Annotated in this window: 24 protein-coding genes and 1 pseudogene; 18 read left to right on the forward strand and 7 right to left on the reverse strand. The window is 33.1% G+C overall.

Annotated elements, in window-relative coordinates:
• Window positions 1-137 precede the first annotated feature (137 nt).
• The 4 genes from BLV91_RS14950 to BLV91_RS14965 all read left to right on the forward strand — a co-directional run bounded on the left by BLV91_RS14950 (window position 138) and on the right by BLV91_RS14965 (window position 3,281).
• Window positions 138-1,133 carry a metal-dependent hydrolase gene (locus tag BLV91_RS14950; protein ID WP_091434718.1) on the forward strand — a complete coding sequence of 332 codons (996 nt, stop codon included), beginning with the start codon at window positions 138-140 and terminating at the stop codon, window positions 1,131-1,133.
• A 570-nt stretch (window positions 1,134-1,703) separates the two neighbouring features.
• Window positions 1,704-2,312, forward strand: a complete 609-nt coding sequence (locus tag BLV91_RS14955) for a murein L,D-transpeptidase catalytic domain-containing protein (RefSeq protein WP_091434720.1) — start codon at window positions 1,704-1,706, stop codon at window positions 2,310-2,312.
• 166 nt (window positions 2,313-2,478) lie between these two features.
• Window positions 2,479-2,811, forward strand: coding sequence for a 7(1) septoil knot domain-containing protein (locus BLV91_RS14960; RefSeq protein WP_091434722.1), 333 nt, complete (start codon window positions 2,479-2,481; stop codon window positions 2,809-2,811).
• A gap of 38 nt (window positions 2,812-2,849) precedes the next feature.
• Window positions 2,850-3,281, forward strand: coding sequence for a DUF1810 domain-containing protein (locus tag BLV91_RS14965; RefSeq protein WP_091434724.1), 432 nt, complete (start codon window positions 2,850-2,852; stop codon window positions 3,279-3,281).
• A gap of 76 nt (window positions 3,282-3,357) precedes the next feature.
• Here BLV91_RS14965 and BLV91_RS14970 read toward each other — a convergent pair whose 3' ends face one another.
• Window positions 3,358-5,316, reverse strand: coding sequence for a tetratricopeptide repeat-containing sensor histidine kinase (locus BLV91_RS14970; RefSeq protein WP_091434726.1), 1,959 nt, complete (start codon window positions 5,314-5,316; stop codon window positions 3,358-3,360).
• Window positions 5,317-5,372: 56 nt separating this feature from the next.
• Window positions 5,373-5,606, reverse strand: coding sequence for a hypothetical protein (locus BLV91_RS14975; protein WP_091434728.1), 234 nt, complete (start codon window positions 5,604-5,606; stop codon window positions 5,373-5,375).
• Window positions 5,607-5,924: 318 nt separating this feature from the next.
• Here BLV91_RS14975 and BLV91_RS14980 point away from each other — a divergent pair, with 318 nt between their 5' ends.
• The 10 genes from BLV91_RS14980 (at window position 5,925) to BLV91_RS15025 (ending at window position 15,728) form a co-directional block, all read left to right on the forward strand.
• Window positions 5,925-6,839, forward strand: a complete 915-nt coding sequence (locus BLV91_RS14980; RefSeq protein WP_091434729.1) for a hypothetical protein — start codon at window positions 5,925-5,927, stop codon at window positions 6,837-6,839.
• 324 nt (window positions 6,840-7,163) lie between these two features.
• Window positions 7,164-7,667: a YqiA/YcfP family alpha/beta fold hydrolase gene (locus tag BLV91_RS14985; protein WP_091434731.1), complete on the forward strand. Its 504-nt coding sequence runs from the start codon at window positions 7,164-7,166 to the stop codon at window positions 7,665-7,667.
• 104 nt (window positions 7,668-7,771) lie between these two features.
• A complete protein-coding gene (locus tag BLV91_RS14990) occupies window positions 7,772-7,978 on the forward strand; it encodes a hypothetical protein (RefSeq protein WP_091434733.1) in 207 nt (68 codons plus the stop codon).
• Window positions 7,979-8,249: 271 nt separating this feature from the next.
• The gene (locus BLV91_RS14995) at window positions 8,250-10,412 is read left to right on the forward strand and encodes a cbb3-type cytochrome c oxidase subunit I (RefSeq protein ID WP_091434735.1); all 2,163 of its coding nucleotides are present in this window, start codon (window positions 8,250-8,252) and stop codon (window positions 10,410-10,412) included.
• 5 nt (window positions 10,413-10,417) lie between these two features.
• On the forward strand, window positions 10,418-11,431 hold the full coding sequence (locus BLV91_RS15000; protein WP_091434737.1) for a cytochrome c: 1,014 nt from the start codon (window positions 10,418-10,420) through the stop codon (window positions 11,429-11,431).
• Between the two features lie 11 nt (window positions 11,432-11,442).
• Window positions 11,443-11,703 (forward strand): hypothetical protein, encoded by a 261-nt coding sequence (locus BLV91_RS15005; protein WP_091434739.1) that lies wholly within the window; start codon window positions 11,443-11,445, stop codon window positions 11,701-11,703.
• 1 nt (window position 11,704) lies between these two features.
• Complete coding sequence (locus BLV91_RS15010; RefSeq protein WP_091434741.1) at window positions 11,705-12,103, forward strand: cytochrome C; 399 nt, start codon at window positions 11,705-11,707, stop codon at window positions 12,101-12,103.
• Window positions 12,104-12,110: 7 nt separating this feature from the next.
• Complete coding sequence (locus BLV91_RS15015; RefSeq protein ID WP_091434744.1) at window positions 12,111-12,977, forward strand: helix-turn-helix domain-containing protein; 867 nt, start codon at window positions 12,111-12,113, stop codon at window positions 12,975-12,977.
• Window positions 12,978-13,204: 227 nt separating this feature from the next.
• Window positions 13,205-13,585: a hypothetical protein gene (locus BLV91_RS15020; RefSeq protein WP_091434746.1), complete on the forward strand. Its 381-nt coding sequence runs from the start codon at window positions 13,205-13,207 to the stop codon at window positions 13,583-13,585.
• 46 nt (window positions 13,586-13,631) lie between these two features.
• Entirely contained in the window at window positions 13,632-15,728 is a 2,097-nt protein-coding gene (locus BLV91_RS15025) for a TonB-dependent receptor domain-containing protein (protein WP_091434748.1), read from the forward strand.
• Window positions 15,729-15,747: 19 nt separating this feature from the next.
• On the opposite strand, the gene BLV91_RS15030 is transcribed toward BLV91_RS15025, so the two are convergent.
• Genes BLV91_RS15030 through BLV91_RS15050 form a run of 5 tightly spaced genes read right to left on the reverse strand, consistent with a single transcriptional unit; the run spans window position 15,748 to window position 18,374 of the window.
• Complete coding sequence (locus BLV91_RS15030; protein WP_091434751.1) at window positions 15,748-16,212, reverse strand: methyltransferase family protein; 465 nt, start codon at window positions 16,210-16,212, stop codon at window positions 15,748-15,750.
• On the reverse strand, window positions 16,209-16,808 hold the full coding sequence (locus BLV91_RS15035) for a class I SAM-dependent methyltransferase (RefSeq protein WP_091434753.1): 600 nt from the start codon (window positions 16,806-16,808) through the stop codon (window positions 16,209-16,211). The genes BLV91_RS15030 and BLV91_RS15035 overlap by 4 nt, the downstream gene beginning before the upstream one ends.
• Window positions 16,805-17,011, reverse strand: coding sequence for a DUF6132 family protein (locus BLV91_RS15040; protein WP_091434755.1), 207 nt, complete (start codon window positions 17,009-17,011; stop codon window positions 16,805-16,807). Before BLV91_RS15040 ends, BLV91_RS15035 begins: the two co-directional genes overlap by 4 nt.
• Window position 17,012: 1 nt before the next feature.
• Window positions 17,013-17,390 (reverse strand): rhodanese-like domain-containing protein, encoded by a 378-nt coding sequence (locus tag BLV91_RS15045; protein WP_091434757.1) that lies wholly within the window; start codon window positions 17,388-17,390, stop codon window positions 17,013-17,015.
• Between the two features lie 3 nt (window positions 17,391-17,393).
• The gene (locus BLV91_RS15050) at window positions 17,394-18,374 is read right to left on the reverse strand and encodes a Tll0287-like domain-containing protein (RefSeq protein WP_091434758.1); all 981 of its coding nucleotides are present in this window, start codon (window positions 18,372-18,374) and stop codon (window positions 17,394-17,396) included.
• A gap of 231 nt (window positions 18,375-18,605) precedes the next feature.
• Here BLV91_RS15050 and BLV91_RS15055 point away from each other — a divergent pair, with 231 nt between their 5' ends.
• The 4 genes and pseudogenes from BLV91_RS15055 to BLV91_RS17350 all read left to right on the forward strand — a co-directional run bounded on the left by BLV91_RS15055 (window position 18,606) and on the right by BLV91_RS17350 (window position 21,597).
• Complete coding sequence (locus tag BLV91_RS15055; RefSeq protein WP_091434761.1) at window positions 18,606-19,250, forward strand: peroxiredoxin; 645 nt, start codon at window positions 18,606-18,608, stop codon at window positions 19,248-19,250.
• Between the two features lie 89 nt (window positions 19,251-19,339).
• Complete coding sequence (locus BLV91_RS15060; RefSeq protein ID WP_091434763.1) at window positions 19,340-20,743, forward strand: MBL fold metallo-hydrolase; 1,404 nt, start codon at window positions 19,340-19,342, stop codon at window positions 20,741-20,743.
• 419 nt (window positions 20,744-21,162) lie between these two features.
• Window positions 21,163-21,282 (forward strand): annotated as a pseudogene (locus BLV91_RS17345) (pentapeptide repeat-containing protein); the annotation flags it as partial.
• A 66-nt stretch (window positions 21,283-21,348) separates the two neighbouring features.
• Entirely contained in the window at window positions 21,349-21,597 is a 249-nt protein-coding gene (locus BLV91_RS17350; RefSeq protein ID WP_245709719.1) for a pentapeptide repeat-containing protein, read from the forward strand.
• Window positions 21,598-21,613 lie beyond the last annotated feature (16 nt).

A 21,613-nucleotide genomic window follows, 5' to 3' on the forward strand; every position in this document is an offset into this window, starting at 1 on the left:
AAATTTTAAAAGCTCGAATGAATCCATTTATTATTGTTTTGCTCTGCAAATATCTATATTTTTATTAAATCCTCCCCAGGTTTTGTTCCTGATCCATAATCACATCATATAGATACTATTTGATTTACTTTTGCCTCATGGACTCTTTTACTCAAATAGCTTTAGGAATTGCCGTCGCTGAAATATGTGCTGGCAAAAAACTTAAAAACAAAACATTTTTATACGGTTCTGTTTTAGGTACAATCCCCGACTTAGATGTTGTAGTTGGTCTATTTTTAGATCCTATAGATGCAGTCCTAATTCACCGAGGCATCAGTCACTCCCTTTTTCTGTTTCTATTTCTCTCTCCTCTTTTAGGTTGGCTTATTTCAAAAACAGAAAAAAACAAGATTAACTTCCTTCACGCCTCTAATATGGTTTTTTGGTGTTTGTTTACCCATGTATTATTGGACATGTTTACTTCTTGGGGAACACAAATTATATGGCCTTTAGACTATCGTTTTGCACTAAAAACTATCTTTGTAGTAGATCCACTCTACACTATTCCGCTTGTCATTGCATTGATTATTGTATGGAAAACAAAAGATGCTGTACTTCGAAAAAAACACATAATCAAAGGCCTGTTGATTAGTAGTTTCTATCTGCTTTTATCTTGTTTTATAAAACTGTATGCTTTAAGCCAATTTGAAAAAGCATTAAAAAGACAAGGAATCACTTATTCTGAGATTATTGTTAAACCCACCGCTTTCAATACCATTTTATGGAATGCTAACGTAGCGAAACCAGATAGTTATTTATTGGCCGACTATTCCCTATTAGATAGCCAACCGATTACTTTTACTGCTTACAACAAGAACAAACCTTTAGAATCGAAGTTAAATGGGAATTCAGATTTTGAAAAACTAAAAAAAGCTAGTGAAGGATGGTATATTATCTCTCAAAAAAATAAATCTTTATACTTCAATGATTTACGCTTTGGCCTATTAAATGACAACCCAATAAATCCTCAATTTGCATTTAGCTATAAATTTATTGCGACAGACTCTCAATTAAAAGCAGTTGAAGTTCCAAAAAGCAAAAGGGATGGAAAGCGATTACTTCTAAAAATAGCAAACCGAATAAAAGGGAACTAGAAGTTTTAAATCTACATTTATAATACCCACAGTACTCTAGTTTAAACTCTTCAATTAATACAAATCACCTTGAGCCGAGCTGTGATTATTATTCTAGTACTCTTTGCTTTCCAATTAGAATAGCAAAAGCCTCGCAGATGTTGGTGTGCTTTTATGAATTTTATTCAGGGAACTCCTGTTTTTATAAGGCAGTTAGAACCCGATATGCAAAAAAATAAAAAATGGCATATACTTCCAATAGGCAATTTTCTTTATTACAATATCACTAAAAATGGGTCTCGTGAAATCTCATTAAAAACATCGTTCATATAAACAAATTGAGGTTTGAATACTTTATGCCGGAGATTTACTAACTTACATGCTCTCTCCACGAGAAATCGATAATGACCACATCGCCCATTATGATTTGACCAAAGATTGCGTGTGGTCATTTTACAGATTATTGGAGAGTGGCGAGGAAGCAGTATTTGTATTTTCAGAGTGATTGCAGCGTAAAGACAAAAATAAGGATGACAATTCAGTCAAATTAAAAGAATAATAGTAGTAATTAATTCATATAACCATTTTAAAATGATACATCTACAGACTATCATATTTCTATTTTCTACATTCTTATTTGGATATACAAGCGGCCCTGAAAAGCCTCAAATAGATATTGAATTAGCAAGAACCAAAGCTGAACAGGCTCTCGCCTTTTGTAATACTCAAAACTTCAATACCGATTTCTGTATATTAATTGACATGAGCTTACACTCTGGTATTAAAAGGTTTTTCGTTTGGGATTTTAAAAACAAAAAAATCAAAAATAGTTTTTTAGTCAGTCATGGATGTTGCGATAATTCTTGGGGTAATGACGCTTCAAAAGATAAACCAAAATTTAGTAACACTAATGGTAGTCATTGCACTTCTCTTGGAAAATATAAAATTGGAGAGAGAGGGTACAGTAGTTGGGGTGTGAATATAAAATATGTTTTGCATGGATTAGAACCAACAAACAGCAATGCTTTTAAACGCTTTATAGTGTTTCACTCATGGAATGCTGTTTCTGATGAAGAAGTTTATCCAAATGGAACAGCTGAAGGTTGGGGGTGTCCGACAATTTCTAATAATAGCTTCAAGATAATTGACCCACTACTAAAGTCAAGTTCTAAACCAGTTCTTATGTGGATTTATAAATAGGGAACAGTAATGAAAAAACTAAGCTGACTAAAAGAAAAAGGTTTTTATCAGTAGCTATCCAAAAGAAAGAACTTATGTTCAACCTCAAACGAGAATTGATCCAGGAAGAAGATAAATATTTACATCTATGATTTTTAAAAGTCTACCTATTCAAAAAATATAATTTATGAAAATCTATTTTCCAATTATTCTATTTTTAGTAAGCTTATCTATCCAGGCCCAAAAAGTATATTCAGTTAAATATGAAAATCAGGCAGATATAAAGGTTTTTGTCGTCAATTATCCCAATCAGGCGGATTTAAAAGTGTACAAAGTCACCTATTACAATCAGGCGAAAAACAATAACGGCTTATGGTTTTTTACCAAATATGCCAATCAGGCCGATAAAAAAATATTCTTTGTTGAATATGCAAACCAGGCAGATTTGAAAATATATTTCGTCAACTATCAAAATCAGGCGGGATGGAATGATGTAGCAAAAAAACACTTAATGTATTAATCTCCTACCCAACTCACAATAGTTATCAAAAAAAAATTATGGAACCAGCAAATGACTTAAATCGCTTTTTAGACGCTCAGGAAAACAACTTCAATGAGGCTCTATCCGAAATCAAAAATGGTAAAAAGCAAAGCCATTGGATGTGGTTTATTTTTCCGCAAATAGCCGGGTTGGGATTCAGTCATTACAGTGTGCATTACGGTATCCAAAATACCGAAGAAGCAGCACTTTATCTACAACACCCCATCCTTGGAAAGAGACTGATAGAAATTTCTATGGAAATATTGAAAATTAACGATAAAACGGCAGAAGAAATCTTTGGAAAACCAGATGACCTAAAACTGAAGTCCTGTATGACATTATTCAGTCTATTGGATGAAACGAATCCAGTATTTCATCAGGTTCTGGTTAAATATTTTGATGGTGTACAAGACGCAAAAACAATTAAATTGCTTCACAAACTGCAGTAGCTTTTTAGCCCCGAAAAGAAAGCTCCATAATCGGTACCACCGGAACCAATCCCCAAAATCATCAACACATAACCTTCTAAACAGCAAACTCAATTCTAACTTTAAATCCTTTTTGAATCACATTATCAAAAGTAAGCGTTCCCCCTATGGCATTTATTCGGTTTTCTACGTTCAGTAGTCCACTCTTTATGTTTATTTGCTCTGTTTGTGCTCCAATACCGTTATCAGCGTATTCTATCATGATATTCTTCTCCATCTTTTTAAAAGTAACCACTACTAAACTACATTGGCTGTGCTTCTTCATGTTAACCAGCAATTCCTGCAGGATTCGGTAAACCGTAATCTTCTTGTTGGTTTCTAAAATTGTATTCTGCAATACATCAAGACCGTTGACTATAATATTCACCTCATCATTACCGTAATTCGCCATCATATCCCTCAAACTTGGTACAAAATCAGCTCCCGTATCAATAAAACTATTTTCCTTAGAAATATTTCTCGTTCTAGAATAGATATTATCCAAATCTCTAAGTAGCGTCTCTTTGTTGTATTTTGTCGATAAATCCTGCGTTTCTGCAAAAGTCATCGCATGATAGACGTCATTAGCCAATTCATCGTGAAGTTTTTTGGAAATTCGTGTCTCGGTATCATAAGACACTCTGACTTTTTCTTTTTTGCTTTTATTATTTAAAAAATTAATGATTAAAGCAGTAATCCCTAGTAAAAACAATATTACAAAATACATTAAAAGTGTACTGTTTTTCTCTTTTTCCAATAACAGCGTAGTTTCTGCCTTTTGAGTGGATAGTTTTTGGTTTTGCTCTTTTTGGTTGCTAAAATCGTATCTGATATTGGCAAACTGATTTTTGTTTCTTTGTCGCACTTCAGAAATGCTGTCATTTAATCTAAAATGAACTGTTGAAAAAGCTCTCGATTCATTTTCAGAACTGCTATTAACTAATATTTGAAGTGCATCCAGTCGTTCATCGATACTCTTCATTTTGGATGCATTTTTATACGCTTTTAACGCGTATTGTTTAGCTAGTAAATTGTTCTCTTTTGATTTGTAATAGTTTGCTAACTGAATATAACTTCCAATTAAACCGTATTCATCATTTTGATCTTCTCTAATTGCTAACGCTTTAAGAAAATAACCAACTGCTCTGGAATCATTGACTTTAAAGTAAGCCAAACCTAAATTATTTAATATTTTAGATTTGATTTTTTCACTAACTACTTCGCTTTTTGCCAGTTCCAATTTTGATAATAATATAATCGCTTTTTGATATTCTTTATCTAAAATAAACACAGATGCGATATTATTATCAATAATTATTCTGGTAGATTCATCCTCAGCATATTGTCTTGCTTTTTTATAATAACCTAAAGATTTTTTATAATCATAGGTTTCTTTTAAGGAAATCCCCAGATTATTGTATGCACAGCTAAAATTGTAATTTCTGTTCGTTTGGTTAATAAAATTTAATACTTCTGTATTCACAGCTTCCATATCGTAATAATCGTCTTTATTTTTTAAAATACTAGACATCATCAACAAGGAATAAACAACGAGACTGCTGTCTTTTTTATATTCGAATTGTATTTTGGACTTATTGAAATAACTAAAAGCGATGCTATCTTGTTGCTTCGCGGAATAGTAATCCGCAAGATTAAGAAAAGAATGCCCCATATAAAAGGTGTCTTTTTTTTGCGTCGCTACTTGCTCAAATTCTTTTAAAAAAGGAAGAGCAATGTCTGGGTTGTAATGGTTCAGCAGCTCCCCTTTTCTATTCATAGTCTGAAAGATAACAGAATCTATATTTACCTTTTTAGCCAGCTGATAAGACTTATCTATGTAAGCCAGTTTTTTTTCTGCAGGAATAGTGTCCGATTTACTCAGTTCTAAAAAGCTGTTTATAGTATCTATAGTCGCTTCGTCTTGCTGTGATGGTACACTTTTGTTTTTAGTGCACGATAGCATAAATACACAAAAAACAAGGATATAAAAAGGGGAATAAAAACTGTTAAATTTCATTCCCCGAATGTAGCAAAATAATAGTAACTTACTAAAAAACCACTTCTTAATTTTTATTACGGTTTTCTAGGAGGTATTACTCCATCATCAACTCCTTCATCACTTGGTTCTGATGTAGTTGTCATGATAGTACTATCTCCTTCTTGTAAAAGCAAACCACTATCTTGTTGTGAAGTTACCTTTATTTTTAAATTTTGACTTGAATTTTCTAGCTCTTCGGTATCTGCTGAACATGATACCATAACTAAACCGCATACTGTAAATACAGCGATAAAAACATTTTTTTTCATTTTGTTATAATTAAAAATTAGACATGAGTTAGGCCGTCCGAATTAGAAATTCGAATACCATTAAGGCCATAGCGTTGTATTTTGGTTCGGGAAGTTTAGTGCTCAGTAACAGTAAAGAAAGAATTGACTTCCCAACAAATTATTCCTTGCTGTTACCGCATCACTATATAAGAACTAGTTTGTACATTTGTCTCTGATGCATGTCAAGACAGTAACTAATTCTGAGACAAAGAAATGTGGATTTTAAGTGAGTGTTTATACGGAATTCCTAAGATTCCGATAATTCCACAAGATTCCGTTTAATTCCAATTAAGGCGTATGAAAAAAAATACTTTAGACGATTATAAACAGGCTATACAAGCAAAATATGAAGAAGATAAGTCAGGAGATTATAGTAGTTTTTTAATTAATCCTTCACGTGCAAAACTGAGAGACTTATGTACTATCCATTATAAAGAAAATGGAAACCCTGTAGATTTTGCAATCTTTCGTAACTTTTTTGGTTTTGAATTTGAAGAAGATAATAGCAAGGAATTAAAGAAACAAACAGATAAGTTTAGACCTCTAGAAACATTTTTTAAAGGGGAAACAGATTTAACTGATATAAGTGCAGTTGATTTAGCTGCGGTATTGGTAAACTATAACCCAAGACCATTGAACCGCTTTATTAAAGTAAATGGGATCAAAACAGAAGCTAGCATAGAAGAAAACACAAGCTATACTATTGTGGATAAAAGCACTGATTTTACAACTGAAGAAAAAAAGAAAGAACCAATAATAAGTCATGACCATCCAAGCAAAAGAACGGTTGCACTGCAAAGTACCTTAGCACAGATACAACACAAAACTATTTCTGTTAAGCAAATGTTTAAAATACTTATCCTATTCGTAATCATTTTAGTTTCAGCTTATGGAATGAAAGAACTTATAGTTCCTGAAAAACAATGTATGCAATGGCAAAATGACCATTATGAAATCGTTGATTGTAGCAGTACAACTCAAGGAATTGGAGCAATTAATGAAATAAAGCCAATCATAGAAGAAGAATTGAAATTAAAAAAAATTGAGGTAAGTCTTCAAACTCCTTTCTTTCAAAAAAACAAAGCAGCAGTCTGGTATTGTAAAAAAGATAACAAAATTGAGTATTTCAATGAGGCGGGCTATCATCCTGAAAATGGTAAGCCATTAAAACCCATTTCGCAGTACATTATTACTAAGTATATTAAAGAGTAGTTGACTAAAACATTAGTTGCTAATATCTCGTCTAGATAAAACTTTCTTTATTCTACTATAAGATGAATAAAACGTAATTGAAATTGTTGAAGAGTTGCATCAGAAACAATATGCCCTTTTTTAACCCCTCGTATTTAGATTAATAATATATTTCTAGACTCCGATTCCTAACTTCGTCAGTACTTTCAACAGTTAAAACCATAACGTCGTAATTTGTCGTTGTATCCGCTTATTTTTACATAACAAATAATACGTTGCCCCTTTTGAATAAATTAAACATAATTTCAAAATCAACACATTCAATAATTCTAATTCACATAAACTATGACTATTTTATATTTACATGGACTCGAAAGCAAACTTAGTCCAGCAAAACGATCCATTTTAGAACGTTTCGGAACCGTCATTGCACCTGATCTTGATTACCATAACAACCCAAATGTTTTTGATCTACTTTTAAAAATGAGTGAAACACATACCTTTGATGTGGTTCTTGGTAGCAGTATGGGCGGTTTTATGGGCTACTATTTTGCTAATACAATTAACTGTCCTGCCCTACTTTTTAATCCGGCTTTACCACATAGACCCGTTCCCCAAAATATTCCGGCAATAGATCCTGTAAATACCTCATCACTTTTGCATTTTGCATTAGGAGGACAAGATGACGTCATCAAAGCCAACGATAATCTAAAATGGCTTGCTGAAAACAGACTCTCTAATACAGATATAAAAATTTCAATCCACAACCAAATGGGACATCCAATTCCAGTGCGTATTTTAGAAATAGAAGTAACTGAATTCTTCCGTCAATTAGAATTTTTGAAATAAAACTGTTTTTTTTTACGGCTGCATTACTTGCTATTATCAATATCTTGCTTTGCAGCGAAAAAAAAATGAGGCTAAATAAATAACCAACAAATTAAAGACAGATTATGAAAGAACTACGAATTATGTTGACTGATGATCAGCATGAAAAATTGATGAATAAACTAAGTAACGAGGGACAAAAAAATGTGGAACATTCCACCCTTTCTGGTTTTTCGATAACCTTAAAAGAAGCCTTTCCGGGTATGTCCTGGTTAACGGTTGACATGAACAGCGACCTAGATTTGGGTGATGTCAATTGGGAAATAAAATGATAAACGCAGCTTATGATTCGGTATCCACACGAAGAATAAATTAGTGTTAAACCCAAAATACTAAAGCAAAAAGCTTCCTATTATTATTATTAAAGTCTTTTACATCACAGTCCATAAAACTAAAAATATTACATATATTTTTTTTTTGAAAAATGATATTTCTCATGTTTTTTTACATTAAGTAAAAAGTACCATCATTACTTCTTTTATTACCATTACTACATTACCTTTTAGTTACAAATTTGCATAATCATTTTAAATAAGGATCATTATGAAATTCCAAACTAAAAAGCTTTATTCCAAAGTAAAGTTAGTTACTATCACCATACTACTTTTTTTTCAGCCATTATTAACCTTTGCACAAACAGACGAGGGTGTTAGTTTTTTTCCTAATAAATCTATAGGTTTTATTGGCTTATTAGTAGGTTTAGTAATTGTTGCTGTTGCATTAGTATTTTTTTTAATATTAAAACTGGCGGGAAATACAAACCAATTCTTGGAAGATAAAAATGAGGTTCAAAAAGATAAATTCAAAAAATATATGAATAATTTGAATTCGTCAGAAATTGAAATTTTAAAGAAAAAAAGAAGTCAGAACAACAACCGCATTTCAATCTTAGTTTTGGGTTTTTTATCTTTAGTACCACAAATAATGTCTGCTCAAACTGCTCCTGCAAATAGAGAAGATCTTTTTTCTCAACCAGGAGTAATCATTACTTTAGTCTTGATTTTTATTCCGTTGTTTTTGGCTTTGGTCTATTTGGCTGCAAAAGTAAGCACCGGTTTCAAAAATTACGTCAACAATCAAAAAATTAATGAAGCTGAAGAGTTTGCATCCTATATTTCTGAAACAGAAAATATTCCAAGCGATGCGATTTTGGATGAAATCAAACATAAATTAGAATACAATATTACGCCAAATGAACTTTCTGGTATCGAGACTCCAAATGATTCAAAAGGCTTATTAAAAAATATTAGTTCTGAAACGAACTATCGCTTTTTTGCTTCTAAAAGACCACCCGTAAAACGCCCTAAAATTGACCCCGAATTGACCCGGTTAATTTTATGGTTTCTAGGAACTGCGGTTTTTTGGCTCTTCGTTGGTAGTAGTGTTGGAGAGTACGTAGGTATAAAATTTATCGTTCCAGACGCTGATAATTACAGTTGGTTGAGTATTGGTAGACTTCGTGCCGTGCATACAAATCTAGTTTTTTGGGCATGGTCCACAATCGGAATTATGGGATTGGGTTATTATATCGTTCCTATGGTTAGTAATGCGCCATTAAATAGTATCAAAAATGGATGGAAAGCACTTATTGCTGTAAATGCAGCCATGCTTATAGGAGCTATTTCGATTATGGCCGGAATCAATAATGGTGGTGGTGAATACCGTGAAATAATTTGGCCGATCATGGCTGTTTGGGCCTACGGATTATTACTTACCGTAATCAACTTCATTAAAACAATTGCAAAGCGTACCACACTCGAAATATACATTTCTAACTGGTTTATCGTAGCGTCTTATATTTTCATTTTGATCGTTGCAACAATTGCTTATATCCCAATGGGACAAGACGGAATTGGTGAAACAATCGTGCAAGGATATTATATGCACCAAGCGGTGGGAATGTGGTTTATGTTCTCCATGTTAGGAGTACTTTACTATTTATTGCCGCAACAATTGAACAAACCTATTTATTCCTATAGTTTAGGAGTATTAGCGTTTTGGTCACAAATTTTATTTTACACCGTTATTGGGACTCATCACTTTGTTTTTAGTGCCTTGCCATGGTGGTTGCAAACAGTTGCCATTGTAGGAAGTGTAGGGATGTTAATTCCGGTTACTTCTGGAACAATTAATTATTTGATGACTATGAGAGGTTCATGGAGTAAGATTAGTAATAGTTATTCATTGCCTTTCTTCTTTGTTGGAATCATTTACTATTTCACTGGCTCTTTTCAAGGAACTGCCGAAGCTTTTCGTTCTACTAATTTAATCTGGCACTTTACTGATTTTACTATTGCACACTCGCATATTACGATGTACGGAATTATTACTTTTTTACTTTTTGGTAGTATTTATGCCATTGTACCTCGCCTTACAGGAAAAGAACCACCACAATTGGGAGTTGGTGCTCATTTTTGGTTGGCATTAATAGGATTACAATTTTATACTATTCCGTTAATGATTGGTGGTACTTTAAAAGGAATTATGTGGGCCGAAGGAAAACCGTTTATTGATAGCGTGGTATTAATGGGACCGTATTGGTTATGGAGAGCAATTGGAGGAACTTTAATGTGGTTGTCTCATATCGTTTTAGCTTACAATATGTATAAAATGATGCGCCCTTCTACTGATGTAGATGTTAAAGAAAGAGCATTCGAAATAATCAATCAAAATTTGGAAGCTAATTCAGTTGAACCTAAAATATAAATACGATGAGTATATTTCACGATCATAAAAAACTTTTTACGTTAGCTACTGCCCTATTTGGCACATTAACTCTTTTTGTAGCCGTATTTCCATCATTGTATAATGAAGAAAATAGCGCTCCTCTATATGGTAGTGTACCACTTACGGAGCAGGAAGAAGCGGGAAGACAGATTTATATAAGTAACGGCTGTGTAGGTTGTCACACGCAGCAAGTACGTAATGTAGATATGGATAAAACTTGGGGAAGTCGCCCAGGAATCGCCTCAGATTATGCGTATAGTACCAGAAAAAGCATTTGGCAAAATTCAGGTACTTTAATGGGAACTGAAAGAACGGGACCTGATTTAACAAATATTGGAGACAGACAACCCAGCCAAGATTGGCATCTAGTCCATTTATACAATCCCAGAACGGTAATGCCTCAATCAATAATGGCACCTTATCCGTGGTTATTTGAAATTAAAGATAAAGTAGAAAAAGGTGACATAAAAGTCAATGTTCCTCAAGAGTTCCTTCACGGTCAAAAAGGAGTTGTCGTCGCTACACAAGACGCTTTAAATCTAGTAGCTTATTTAAAAAGTTTAAGACAAGTTAAATTACCTGACGGAACTCCAGACCCTGCCTTTTTATACAAAATAGAAAAAGCAGAAGCAAATGCTGCAGCCGGTGGTGCCCCAGCAGAATTAAACGGAACCGATTTATATGGTGCAAATTGTATGGCTTGCCATCAACAAAATGGTGAAGGACTTCCTGGTGCATTTCCTCCTTTGAAAGGCAGTAAAATTGTTTTGGATGACAACCCCGAAATTATGGTTGGAATTATTATGAATGGCTACAACGCACAAGAACAATTTGGTGAAATGCCTGCCGTAGGAACTAACGCGAACCTATCTGCCGAAGAAATTGCCGCAATCATGAACCATGAAAAAACCAGTTGGGGAAATACTGCCAAAAAAGTAACACCAGAACAAGTTAAGAAATTAATGGATCTCGCTAAGTTAAGTGCACCACAACAATAAATAAAAAGAAGATGAAAAAGTCAATATACACAGTACTACTTGCCGCATTTTCGGTGGCAACAAATGCCTGTCCCATGTGCGAGAAACAACAGCCTAAAATTTTGAGGGGAATTGCACATGGAGCTGGTCCTGAAAGTAATTTAGATTATGTAATTGTTTGGGGCATGGTTGCATTTGTTTTAATAACATTGTTTTATGCGTTGAAATACCTAATAAAACCAAAAGAAAACAATGATGATCATATAAAAAGAACCATTATAAACTTTGAATAATATGGACCATAAAAGTAAAGTGATTATATTTGTTGATGATGATCTTCAACCAATAGGAGAATTTGATGCACCTGTGAATTTTGAATTGGATACTCGTAAATTGAAAGATGGATTTCACCAATTAAAAATAGTTAGTAAAGACCCCGCAGGGAAAGAAGGCGTACGAGTTATTCCCTTTAAAGTTAGGAATGGTCCTGCTATTGCTGTCGAAGGATTAAAAGACAATGACGAGGTTGATGGCGTTTTACCATTAATGATTAATGCGTATGGAAAAGGAAATCAAAAACAATTTTTAATTGATGGTAGTGAAACGCCTAAAAGTGTTCCTTCCTGGTTAATCTCTGGTATCATTGCTTTTGTAGCTTGGGCAATCTATTTTACAATAACTTCTTTAGGGTAAAAATAATATGTGCGAAATAAAAAACATCAGTTGTAATGAAGTTGCTCAAAATGACTTAAAATTTGCTATTTATACAACGGCAGATTTTTTAAAATTCATGGAACAATTAAATACACCGCACAGACATAATTATTATATGATTTTGCTCAATAATAAAAATCACGGTGCACAATTAATCGATTTCGTAGAATGTCCTATTGAGCCGTTTTCTATAACTTGTATGCACTTAGGACAGGTACATCAATGGCTTAATTATGATAGTATTGAAGGCTATGTTTTAGTGTTCGAAAGTGATTTTTTTGCCTTGAGGTACCAGAATTATCAACTCAGTGAATTTTCATTTTTAAGTTATCGTCATGAACAGCCGTACATAAACATCTCTGAAGAAAAATTTAATCATATTGAATCCATTGCCGTTTGGATGTTAAGGGAGTTCAATGGTAATGAAGTCAATTTTGAAAAATGTTTACGTTCTCTACTCAATATTATGTTGATAGAACTCAATCGGTTATTTGAACCTGCAAACAAAAATGCAGAGTTTAGTCAATCACTGCAACTTATCCACCACTTCGAAGAGTTAATTGACAAATACTACAAAGAGAAGCATTTTGTAAAAGACTACGCTTCAATTATGCATGTAAGACCTAATTATCTCAATGCGATTTGTAATGAGGTAACTAACAGTTCTGCCGGTGATTTAATTCGAAATCGTATTCTTATTGAAGCCAAACGATTGCTGCTTTACGAAAAAAAGACAGCCTCTGAAATAGCGTACGAATTAGGTTTTGTAGACAACTCTTATTTTGGACGCTTTTTTAAAAAATATGAAAATTATACACCAGACGGTTTTAAGAAAAAATATCTAAAAAATTAGTCTCCAATTCGTCGAAAAAACGAAATTATAGAACTACACTGTAACATATGTCACAGTGCAACTGCTCCTTAATAAATACCTTTGTAATATATTAAATATTGGGTTTTGTTAGCAAAACAGCGTATTGTTTCAATAAAAAAAGATCCAATTTTAAAAATAACTACTCTTTTCATACTGCTCTTATAGTGAGCAAAACAAACTTGAAAATCGCATAACGTTCAACAGGAATGAATAAATCAATTCAAAATAGTTTTATCTTTTTAATCATAATTAGCATTGTATGTTTTAATTTGAAAACGACTATTTTACAATTTGAATATTCTTTTTTTAATGAAAGTTTTACGGAGCAGTTTTGCCAAAACAAAGCAAAACCGGAATTGAAATGCAACGGTAAATGTCATTTGAAAAAGATAAATAAAGAACAGGACAATCAGGATTCTTCAAAAAAATCATTGGCAGATCGTGACGTTTTATTTTTTAATGACTTCGTTCAACACCCTATTTCTTATCTAATTCCTTCACAAAAGAAAAAGATCTATTCTAAAAAAGACTTCTTTCAGGTTAAAATAAATTATCCTTCAGAACATCCACCTCAAAATTTGATTTAACATCGCAACAGCTTAATAGCTAGAATGTTTAATCAAATTTATCAAAATGAAAAAAATTATTTGTGCCTTAACTATACTAGGCACGCTAAACGGTTATGCTCAAGAAGCAACAAAAATAATAGACACGACCAAAGTGACCCTTTTAAATGAAGTACTTGTTACGGGTTCGTCCATAAAAAACCCTGCCCAGGTTATTGTTAAACAGGATTTCTCTGAAAAAGTAGTGCAGCCTAAAAATTCTGGTGAATTATTTGAAGATATCAATGGTTTTCATCTCATCAAAAGAGGAAATTATGCTGTTGACCCCGATTTTAGAGCTTCTCAATACGAACAGTTAAATGTTCAAATAGATGGTGGAACTAAAGCGTTTCATGCCTGTCCTAACCGCATGGATCCTGTAACTACATTGGTTAATCCAGAAGAAATTACTAAAATCGAAATCATAAAAGGCCCATTTTCGGTTCGTTATGGAAACACTTTTGCAGGACTTATCAATTTAGTTTCAAAATCTCCGGCTAACAACACTAAGCTCCTTAGCGGAAGTCTTTCTTCTGGTTATGAAAGCAATGGAAATTCTATGGTGAACATGTTTACTTTAGACAGTAAAATTAAAAAGTTTGACTTTTCTGGAAACTTCAGTTATCGCGATTATGGAAACTATGAAGACGGAAATCAAAACGAAATTCCGTCTTCGTTTAGAAGTATTAGTTATGGATTAAAAACGGGTTATCAAATTTCAGATAACCAACGTTTGCAAGCAACTTTACGTCAAAATTTTGGTCGTGATGTGCTTCACGCAGGTTTGCCTATGGATACAGATGAAGATAATAGTACCATGGCTAATTTAGATTACAAATTAGAGACAAATAACACCTATTTTAAAGGATTAACTTCTAAGGTTTACTACTCGTATGTAGATCATATTATGACCAATTCACGAAGAGCTTCTTTTGCAAATTCAGAAGCCGTGTCAAAAGTAAATGCTTTAACTTATGGCGGGAAAATTGAAACAGAATGGAGTTTAGGCTCCAAAGTCAATTTGTTTACTGGAATAGATATGGTCAATTTATCCAGAGAAGGTGGCAGAGATCGTTTAGTCAAAGTTAATATGATGGGAAATAATCTTGCAACACCTTTAGCTTACTATGATAAAGTTTGGCAAGACAGTTACTCCAATGATTTTGGCTATTTTGCGGAAACTAAAATTAAAGCTTCAGAGAAATCATGGTTGACTATTGGTTCCCGTTTGGACTTTATTACTTCTGATGCGAATGATTTAGATCCCACTTATGCTGCTTTGTATCCTAATTTAGAAAAGAGAAATGAAACATTGTATAGTGGTACGGTTTCGTATCAATACCTTTTTAATCCCAATTATAAAATAGAAGCTTCTTTTGGTCGAGGAATTAGAGCAGCTAATATTGAAGAACGATTTATTGCCTTCTTTAACATTGGAAGAGATGCTTATGAATATGTCGGAAATCCAAATTTAAAACCGGAAGTAAACAATCAATTTGAATTAAGTTTTGATGGAAAAACAAACTTAAAAGGCTTCTTTAATTCAGTTCAATATGGAACTTCAGTATTTTATTCTATTTATGAAAACTATATTCTAGGCGTTGTAGATGCCTCTTTAACTCGAAAATACAACTCGACTTCACCACCAATTCACCCAAAAGTTTTTAGAAATATTGACAAAGCATTAAAAACTGGTTTTGAAGCTTACGGAAACATTACATTCCATGAGAATTTTAATTTTGGAACAGAAGTTTCGTACACCTATACAGAAAACAAAGATTTTAATGAAAGTTTACCTCTAACTCCGCCATTAGTAACGCGATTAAAATTGAGTTATGAATACAAAAAGTTCTGGGCCAAAGCATTGTATACTTTGACAGCAAAACAAAACAAAATTTCAACCAGCTATGATGAAATTGCTACCGCAGGATATGAAGTGATGGATTTAAACATTGGCTACAAACCTATAAAATCAGTATCCATTGGAATGGGGCTTTTAAATGTGTTTGATCAATATTACAACAACCATTTAACCTTTGCTTTCAACAATGTAGCCAGTTTTGGAAGAGTTCCTATAACGGAACCTGGTCGAAACTTTACGCTATTTGTAAACTATAAATTTTAAAACTCAAAAAAGCCTCAAGTTATTCTTGAGGCTTTCTAATTTTAGGGAAAAATCGGTTTACTTTTTTCTTATACTCCTTGTAATCATAAAATTTTTGAAGTAATTGTTGTTCTTCATAATTTGTTTTGAAATAAAATAAAAGCAATAAAATTAGAGCAATAACTAATTTTAAAAATGAAACTTTATAAAAGGCATATCCAAACGTAAATAAGATAAGTCCTGTATAAATAGGATGTCGACTGAGTTTGTACATTCCAAAAGTGATTAACTCAGAATCTGTTTTGGGTGTTGGAAAAACAGTTAGATTTTTGTTGAGTTGCAAAACCGAAAGTGCTGAAATAAGAAAACCTATGATGGCCACCACTAATCCAATATATTTTACTGGTTGGGGAAGTTCAAATTGTGGTAAAAAATCAAAAGCATACAATCCAAATAATAGGAATTGTATGCTTACAAATAAATAATCTTTCCACGATTTTATCATTTTTTCTTACCTATAAATCGAATAACGGATCCCTTCCCTTGGTGAAAAGGGCCTTCACTTAATTCGATAATTTCTGTTTTTAAGAAATCAAATGCTATGTTTTTAAATTCCTCTTTTACCTCCTCTTCCGAAAACAACATTTCAATATCCTTTGGTCCACCAGAAGGATATTGTAATTGTTCCTTACTAAATGCCTCAAAAATTACAACCCCATTCGATTTTAGTAATCGTTCAATTTGTTGATGAATTGTTGCTCTAATGGCCTTTGGAAAATGAGAATAAATAAAGACAACTCCATCAAAAGAAGCTGGTTCAAAATCTAATTCTTCTAGTATTCCAACGCGATAATCAATTTTTACACCGTTATCATTAGCTAACTTATCCGCCTTCTTTTTACCTTCCATACTTGTATCAAAAGCAAAAACTTCAAATCCGTTTTTTGCTGCAAAAACGGCATTTCGACCTTCTCCTTCGGCAGGAAATAATATTTTTCCGTTTTCAGGCAATTTAGAAATCGATTCTGAAAAAAATTGATTGGGCTGAATTCCGTAAGCATACTCGTTTTCAGCATATCGTTCATTCCAAAAATTACTCATAATGTATCTTTCTTTTTTGGTGAAGTTACAAACATATTAAATAACAAACCACCCATTAAACCACCATATAAAGTACTATTTATCGGCTTTGAGGTAATGGCACAGGTACCTGATGCACAACCTACAAAATGATAATAGGCGTAACCAGCAATTAAGCCCACTACTACTCCAACTCCCGTAAAAATATATTGTTTTTTCGTCATTTTATTTGCATTTTGATTCACCTCTACAACATGATTTTTCTTCAATTGTGGTTTCACCTCTAATTGGATATCCTTTCTGAATCCATTTTGAAAGTCCTTTTTTCATGTTCAACAAATTGTCAAAACCATAATCACGCAACAAATGTACCACCTGTAAACTTCGCTCTCCATTTAAAGACGCCACAATTACTTTCTCGGATTTTGGGATTTCGTTTATTCTTAAAGCCAATTCACTCATTGGTATGTGCAATACGCGTGGAACATCAAATGAGAACTGATTAAACTCCTTTTCTTCACGAACATCGAGCAATAGATAATTGCGTTTTATTAATTCTAATGTGCTTGTTGGGCAAACCTCTTTTATTCTTAACTCTTCCATAACTTATTTTTTATCGAATACAATACTCCACATTCCTCTTACTTCATTCTCACTATAACCCGTTGCCAAATCATTTGGATACAATCCTTTTATTTTAATTTGTACCTCTGGTTTAATATTATCAGACGTACCATGACATTGCAAACACATGGCATTAGTTGGTATTGGGTAGTAAAAATGTACTTTATCGCCTTTCTCTACTATAACTGGTTTAGGCTCTTTATTAGCCGCTAAATCTTTCTTGAATTGCGCGATATAAATCAATTCTTCGGCATTTGCTTTATTATTTGGATTTCTATTTTTATCAGATACACGTTTGATTGTTGCATTGTATTTAACGGACATACTGTCTGTTAATGGAATGGCCTGAATATTACAAAAAGCCATTGCTTCTATCGTTCCTTTCTTTTGGATGGTTCCCATTAGATTTTTACCTAAAACCTTTTGGGTTCCCAATGCGTATTCTAAACCTTTATCTGCATAAGTTTTTTCTTTTGCAACAGCAACAAACTCTTTACCTGATTGTTCCCAATCGTTATTTCCGTGACCTTGCCAATGCTCCTTGAACCATACTGGCGCTTCCACTTTATAATCATAAATAAATGCGGCAATTTTTACGGTAGCGCTATCAGGGAAAGCTTGTTTTGGCATTACGCCAAATTTTCTGACCGCTCCATATAGTAACGCATTATCATCTGTAGGATTTGCTACAAAATCAGAAACTGCTTTTATAAATTCGGCTTTGTTGTATCCTTCCTTATCAATATATCGTGCTTTAATAGCAACAAATGGCGGCGCGATTCTACCTTCTACCTCATCTGCAGTGGGACTATGGCAGGTATAACAATGTTTTTCCATTAAGTCTTTGGCTTCCTGCGGTTGGTAAGCAAAACTTGGTGTCTTATCAATATCTTGATACGAATGCTTCTTCTTATTACAAGAAAAAAGCAGAACTACCGAAAAAAGTATAAAGATTTTTTTCATGATGCGTTTTTAAGTTTTTGTAAAACTATTTATTAATAGCCAAAAGAAGTGTAACATTTATCACAAGAGGCTTTTAATATTAATAACTTAAATTAATATATCTATAACCAAAAACTATTAATTATAAAAATACGATAAAGTTAATTAATACAATGTAACTCTTGTCACATAAAATTAATTGAATCTATACTAACTTCGTAGTATAAAATAATCATCTAAATATATAGAACAATGGAAGAACAAATAATTTCAATGCCGAGAATTGGTGATATGGCTCCAGATTTTGAAGCGGTAACCACTACAGGAAAAATAAAATTTTCAGAATATAATAAAGGAAGTTGGGTTGTGTTTTTTTCACATCCAGCTGATTTTACTCCAGTTTGTACTACAGAAATGAGTGGGTTTGCTTTAGAAAAAGATTTCTTTGCAAACCACAATACAAAATTAATGGGTCTAAGTATTGACAGCATTCACTCTCACATTGCATGGGTAAATGCCGTAAATGAAAAAACAGGTGTTTTATTTGAATTTCCAATAGTTGCAGATATTAGTATGGAAGTTTCAAAAAAATACGGAATGCTTCAACCAGGAGAAAGTGAAACAGCTGCAGTAAGAGCCGTTTTCATAATGGATCCTAAAGGAAAAGTACGTTTAATCATGTATTACCCTTTAAATGTGGGTAGAAATATGGCAGAGATTAAACGTTCTCTACTCGCTCTACAAACATCAGACGAGTACAGTGTAGCTATGCCTCTTGACTGGCAACCTGGTGACAAAGTGATTGTTTCTGCTCCAAAAACAGTAGAAGAATTAGCTGAAAGAAAAAAGAGTAATTTAGAAATGGTGGATTGGTACTTAGCTAAAAAATCTATTTAAATCTACCATTTTAAAAAACTTAAAAACCATTCTTTTACAGGATGGTTTTTTTGTAAATTAGACTCAATTAATCACTTAAAAATAAAACAATGTATTTTCAACACATATACGACAAGAGTTTAGCTCAAGGAAGTTACTTCATTGGATGTCAAAAATCAGGCGTAGCAGCAGTTATTGATGCAAAAAGAGATGTAGATACTTATATAGAAATAGCAAAAGAAAATAACATGCAAATAACGCATGTACTGGAAACTCACATACACGCTGATTTTCTAGCAGGTTCCAGAGAGTTAGCAAAAGTAACAGGCGCTGAACTATTTCTTTCTGCAGAAGGAGGTAAAGACTGGCAATATGAGTTTCCCCATAATGGTCTAAAAAATGGCGATATAATAAAATTAGGTAACTTAACATTAGAAGTTTTACATACTCCAGGACACACTCCTGAAAGTATCAGTTTCCTACTTACAGATATTCCTGCAACCACAAAACCTGTCATGTTGTTTACAGGTGACTTTGTCTTTGTTGGTGATGTTGGTCGTCCAGATCTATTAGAAAAAGCCGCTAATGTAGTGGGTACTGCTAATGCTGGTGCTTTACAAATGTATAAATCTATTCAGTTATTTTCAGAACTAGCGGATTATATCCAAGTTTGGCCAGGCCACGGCGCTGGTTCCGCTTGTGGAAAAGCATTAGGTTCTGTGCCAAGTACTACTGTGGGTTATGAAAAGATAAGAAACTGGGCGCTACAATATGCTAATGATAGAGATGGGTTTGTAAAATATTTATTAGAAGACCAACCAGAGCCTCCTAAGTATTTTGCCATGATGAAAAAGTTGAACAAAGTTGACAGACCGCTATTAACTGAAGTTCCAACACAAAAATTACTAGCTGCATCAGAATTAAAAACAGCGATCCAAAAAGGAGTAAAAGTAATTGACGCTAGAAATAAAGTTGACTTTGCAGCAGGATTTATTCCACAAACTCTAAATATTCAAGGAAGTAACTCATTTGCAACCTGGGCAGGTTGGTTCGTAGATTATAATGAAAAATTTATTTTAGTAGTTGAAAACGAAAGCCAAGTAGATGACCTTACTCGTAAACTAATGAGAATTGGTTTAGACAATGTTATGGGGTATGTCGTAGGCGCAAAATCGTGGACTGATAATGGTGGGAAATTAGAAAAAGCAAAAAATATTGACCTTGACAAATTTAAAAAAGTGATGGACGATAGCGTTATAATTGATGTGAGAGGTGCTTCAGAATTTAATACTGCTCACATAAAAGAAGCGCAAAATGTATTTGTAGGAACTATTTATGACCATCTAAATTTAATTCCTAAAGATAAACAAGTAGTCATTCATTGTCAAGGTGGAGACCGATCTGCAATTGCATATTCAATTTTAGCAAAAGAAGGATATACAAAAATAGCAAACTACGCTGCTGGAATGAACGAATGGGTAAAAGAAAACCCTACAATATCACACGAAAAATAGCTAAACTAATTAGATGAAATTTGAGCTGTGACTTACTTTTAATTCTAATTAAACTTCTCTAAATAATTCCAAGAAACCGTCTCCATACCATTTTTTGAGGCGGTTTTTTATTCATCTAAATTATTCCTTTTCCACTATAGCTCTTAAAAAATATTTACATTTGGTTAACTAATCATTTACATAATTCGTGAGAGTATTTTTTTATAATTCAATAGTGATTTTATCAGTATCATCCCCCCTTACGCAAAGCAACTCCAATCCTTCCAAACTAAATTAGAGAATTAGCAATGGATATAGTAAGTTTGCCATCATTAGATTAAAAATGTAGTTTATCCACAAAAAGATAATTTTATTTTCATTTTATTTCCTTTATACCTTAAAAAAGGTCTGAATACAGCCTTGACTTACAATATAAAGACATCACTTATGGTGAAGAACAAGTCAATTTCAAGGAACTTGAATCTTGCACGTTTACCAATTGTGATTTTTCCCAATGTAATTTTATTGCTGTCACTTTTATCGACTGTCACTTTAATTCTTGCAATTTTAATAGTTCAAAGATAAATCATGTTGCCTTTAGAACGGTCTTTTTTAATACATGTAAAATGACCGATGTAAACTTTGCGATGTGCGACAAACTCATTTTTGAAGTTCATTTTAAGGATTGTATTTTGGACTTCTCCAAATTCTACGCCTTAAAAATGAAAGGGACTACATTCACTAATACCAGCCTTGTTGCAGTTGATTTTATGAGTACTAACTTAACCGAAGTCCTATTTAGCAACTGTGATTTATACCGTTCTGAATTTGAAAAAGCAATTGCCGACAAAGCTGATCTTAACACCAAGCAATGAAGTACATGCGATTAGT

This window comes from Flavobacterium degerlachei (genome assembly GCF_900106645.1).
GTDB lineage: Bacteria > Bacteroidota > Bacteroidia > Flavobacteriales > Flavobacteriaceae > Flavobacterium > Flavobacterium degerlachei.